We start from the raw sequence: 4074 nt of genomic DNA on the forward strand, positions 1-4074 counted from the left end.
GTTCGTGCTGCCGTTCATCGCCTGGCTGGCGCTGACCGGCGCCACCTACCTCTACCAGAAGCCCATCGACCGCTGGGTGCACCATGACCTCAAGGTAGCCGCACCCTCGCCGCAGGCGCCTGCGTTGCCCAGCGCGCAGATTGCCGCTGTCACCGCCGTTACCCCCGGCGACGTGTTCCGCTACACCACGCCCGAACGCACCGATGGCAGCGTGGAAATCGGCGTGCTGCAGCCCAGCGGGCAGCGCGAGGTTTACTACGTGCACCCCGCCACCGCGCAGGTACTCGGGCACCTGCCCGACAAGGGCACCCTCTCCGGTGTGGTGCGCCGGCTGCACAGCCTGGACCTGCTGGGCGACTACGCCAGCGCACTGATCGAGATCGCCGCCGGCTGGGCCATCCTCCTGGTGCTCACCGGCCTCTACCTGTGGTGGCCACGCGGGCAGCAAGGCGGCATCACGACCGTGCGCGGGCGACCCAGGCAGCGCCTGTTCTGGCGCGACCTGCACGCGGTCACCGGCGTCTGGGTCGGATTGGTGCTGCTGTTCCTGGCCGTCACCGGCATGCCGTGGTCGGTGGTGTGGGGCAAGCAGGTCAATGCGTGGGCCAACGGCCACGACTACGGCTATCCCGCTGGCGTGCGCGTGCAGGTACCGATGTCGCAGCAACGGTTGGCCGATACCACCACCCCCACCTGGTCGATGGCGCAGGCACGGCTGCCCGCCTCGGCGTTGCCCCATGCGCATCACGCACCTGCCGAAAAGCACGCCGGGCACGAAGGCCACGGCGGCGGCGCACTGGGCGACCTGTCACCGCAGCCGGGTGCCATCGGCATCGACGCGGCCGTGCAGCGGTTCAACACGCTCGGGCTGGCGCCCGGCTATAGCGTGGCGCTGCCGCGTGGCCCGATGGGCGTCTATACCGCCTCGGTCTACCCGGAAAACGTGGCCGGCCAGCGTGTGGTGCACCTGGACCAGTACAGCGGCCGGGTGCTGCTGGACATGGGCTACGCCGATTACGGCGCAGCGGGTCGCGGGCTGGAATGGGGCATCAACGTGCACCTGGGCCAGGAATACGGCACGTTCAATCGGCTGTTCCTGCTGGTGGCCTGCGCGGCGATCGTGATGCTGTGCGTGAGCGGCGCAGTGATGTGGTGGAAGCGCCGGCCGCTTGGCGGCATCGGGGTGCCGCCACTGCCGAAGGAACGCCGGACGGTAGCCACCGTGTTCGCGTTGCTGTGCGTGGGCGGCGTGCTGTTCCCGTTGGTCGGCGCGTCGCTGCTGGTGGTGGGCGTGCTCGACGTCATCGCCAGCGGGGGATGGCGTTCGCCGAGCCAGGCCCGGGAGTAAGCGCAGGGTCACCGGTCGCGCCATCACCCGACCTCGAACACCACATCCTTCAGCGTCCCGGTGAAGGCAAACGGCGAGTGATACTGGCGCGAGACGGCCTCGCCCAGATCGCGGCCGATATCCAGCGTTTCGGTGGCGCTGTAGCGCGCAGGCGGTACGTGCGCGAACGCCTGTCGTGCCACCTCCTTCCCATCGATCTCCAGCCACCCTGTCCCACCGCCACCGTATTGCGTGCTCTCATGGGTGTAGTGGAAGGCCACGGTCACCTCGCCCTCGGGCAGCGTGCTACCGGCCCGAAGCAGGTCGCGCTCGCGCCCAAAGAAGTTGTTCTCGTACATCAGCTCCCCGGCCTTGATGAAGAACGTGTAGCCGGCGCCACCGCCGGCCGCGACGATCACGCCTTCCGCCCCACCGGCCGGAATCACCAGGCGCGCAGTGATCGAATGGCTGCGCGCCTTTACATCCGGTGCAGTGCCTTCGCTGATCCGGGTGGTGCCGGCGTAGTACTTGAACCGTGTGCGGCCGCGGGTCACGCTCGGGCGATCCGGGATGTGGGCGCGCTCGGAGAAGCGGTCATCCAGCGGGAACACGAAATTGGCTTCCGCTTCCTGCTTGAAGATCGCCAGCAGCTCGGCCAGTTTCTCCGGGTGCTCGGCCGATAGGTCATTGGCCTGGCTGAAGTCCTTGCTCAGGTCATAGAGCTCCCAGTGGTCGTTCTCGAAGTTGCCGTCGCGCCCCAGCAGCACCCAGGGCACGCCGTGATGGGCCGAGGCGATCCAGCCCTCGTGGTAAATGGCGCGGTTGCCCGCATTCTCGAAGTACTGGGTGAGGTGGGTGGACGGGGCCGAGGCATCGGCGAAGGTGTGGATGAAGCTGCGGCCATCCAGCGCTTGCTGCCTGATGCCGTTCACCGCCTCCGGGAACGGGATACCCGCGGCCTCGTAAATGGTGGGCGCGATGTCCACCACGTGCTGGAACTGCGCGCGCAGCTCGCCGCCGGCCTTGATCTTCGCCGGCCAGGTCACCGAAACGCCCGTGCGGTTGCCGCCGAAGTGGCTCGCCACCTGCTTGGTCCACTGGAACGGGCAATCGATGGCCCAGGCCCAGCCGACGGCGAAGTGGTTCTCGTGGTGGCCCTGCCCTATCTCATCGATCGCCGGCAGCATGCTGGCCACGTCGTCGGGGAAACCATTCTGGGTGGCCATGTTGTTCAACGTGCCGAACAGGCCGCCTTCGGGGCTGCAGCCGTTGTCGCCCAGTACGGCGATGATCAGGGTGTTGTCCGCATTCGGCAATGCGTTGACCGCGTCCAACAGCCGGCCCACATGCTCGTCCAGATGGGTCAGGAAGCCGGCGAAGCACTCCATCTGGCGCGCGAACAGGCGCTTCTCATCGGCGCTGTGCGTGTCCCAGGCCGGCAGCTCCGCCGGGCGCGGGGTCAGCTGCGCATCCGGCGGCACCGCGCCGATCTTCTTCTGGCTCTCGAACAGGTCTGCCCGATAGGCATCCCATCCCATGTCGAAGCGGCCCTTGAACGGCGTGATGTAGCGTTCCGGCACGTGGTGCGGGGCATGCATCGCGCCCGGTGCCCAGTACAGGAACCACGGGCGGTCCGGGGTGATCGACTGGCGGGTGTGCAGCCATTCAATCGCCTTGGTGGCCAGGTCGTCGGTGAGGTGGTAGCCCTGCTCGGGGGTCGTGTCCGGCTCCACCGGGGTGGTGTTGCGGAACAGTTGCGGGGTGAACTGGTTGGTTTCCCCGCCCATGAACCCGTAGAAAGTCTGGAACCCCTTGCCGGTGGGCCACCGGTCGAAGGGGCCCACCGGGCTGGTTTCCCAGTCGGGGGTGTTGTGCCACTTGCCGAACGCCGCGGTGGTGTAGCCGTTGTAGGCCAGCACCTGCGGGATGGCGGCGTTGTCATCGGACCACATGCTGTTGTAGCCGGGGAAGCCGGTGGAGCCTTCGGTAATGGAGCCGTTGCCGGTGCGGTGATGGTTGCGCCCCGACAGCAGCGCAGCCCGGGTGGGCGAGCACAGCGCGCAGTTATGGAAGTGGCTATAGCGCAACCCGGTCTTGGCAAGGGTGTCGATGTTGGGCGTGGGAATCAGGCCGCCAAACATCGACGTTCCCCCGTAGCCCAGGTCGTCGATCAGGATGACCAGCACGTCCGGCGCGCCGGACGGCGGTGACACCGGCTGTGGAAAATCGGCCGTGGCCTGTTTGTAGTTCTCGCTGATGCGGCCGCCGAATGCCGGCGGTGGCAAGGGCAGGTTCTGAACGTCGTCGTTCATCGCGATGTCCTGTGGTTGGGATCGACATGAAGGGGGCGGCATCAGTATCCCCAGCCGCTCGCCCCGCCTTCGTCCGCATAACTACTGGCGCTGCGCGGTAAATCTACTGACGCCACCCAAGCGCGGTATCCGGCAGAAACAGGGCAGCGCAGCGCCAGTACTTCTACCTACCCGCCCCACCGTTCTTCTTCGGATGCCATCCCAACGCGCCGCCGCGACACTGAACATTCCGTTGATCGAGGCGCGACCATGAGTCAGGAACTCCCCGGCAGCACCCTTCCGATTCCCGACCAGGCCTACCAGGGACCGCTCTCCTTCGATGCCAAGAAGCTGGGCGTGAAGCTGCCGCCGATTACCGCCAAGCGACCGCCCGACGGCGCGCCCAATGTCCTGCTGATCATGTTCGATGACGTCGGTTTCGGTGCCGCCAGCGCA

Annotated in this window: 3 protein-coding genes; 2 read left to right on the forward strand and 1 reads right to left on the reverse strand. The window is 67.1% G+C overall.

Features of this window, described 5'->3' with window-relative positions; all coding sequences use genetic code 11:
- Positions 1-4: 4 nt before the first annotated feature.
- A complete protein-coding gene (locus DBR34_RS01650; protein WP_258223614.1) occupies positions 5-1348 on the forward strand; it encodes a PepSY domain-containing protein in 1344 nt (447 codons plus the stop codon).
- Between the two features lie 23 nt (positions 1349-1371).
- Here the strand turns inward: DBR34_RS01650 and DBR34_RS01655 are convergent, their stop codons facing one another.
- Positions 1372-3639, reverse strand: a complete 2268-nt coding sequence (locus tag DBR34_RS01655; RefSeq protein WP_128095449.1) for an arylsulfatase — start codon at positions 3637-3639, stop codon at positions 1372-1374.
- 249 nt (positions 3640-3888) lie between these two features.
- On the opposite strand from DBR34_RS01655, the gene DBR34_RS01660 reads away from it, so the two are divergent.
- Positions 3889-4074, forward strand: a 186-nt coding sequence (locus DBR34_RS01660) for a hypothetical protein (RefSeq protein WP_146186754.1), incomplete at its 3' end; no start/stop codon positions are given.

Source organism: Stenotrophomonas sp. HMWF003, assembly GCF_003061285.1.
Classification (GTDB): Bacteria; Pseudomonadota; Gammaproteobacteria; order Xanthomonadales; family Xanthomonadaceae; genus Stenotrophomonas; species Stenotrophomonas maltophilia_AP.

What these genes read in the sequence shown, in the direction of transcription:
- DBR34_RS01655 (WP_128095449.1), bottom strand. Translation starts at nt 3,639, where the DNA reads ATGAACGACGACGTTCAGAACCTGCCCTTGCCACCGCCGGCATTCGGC.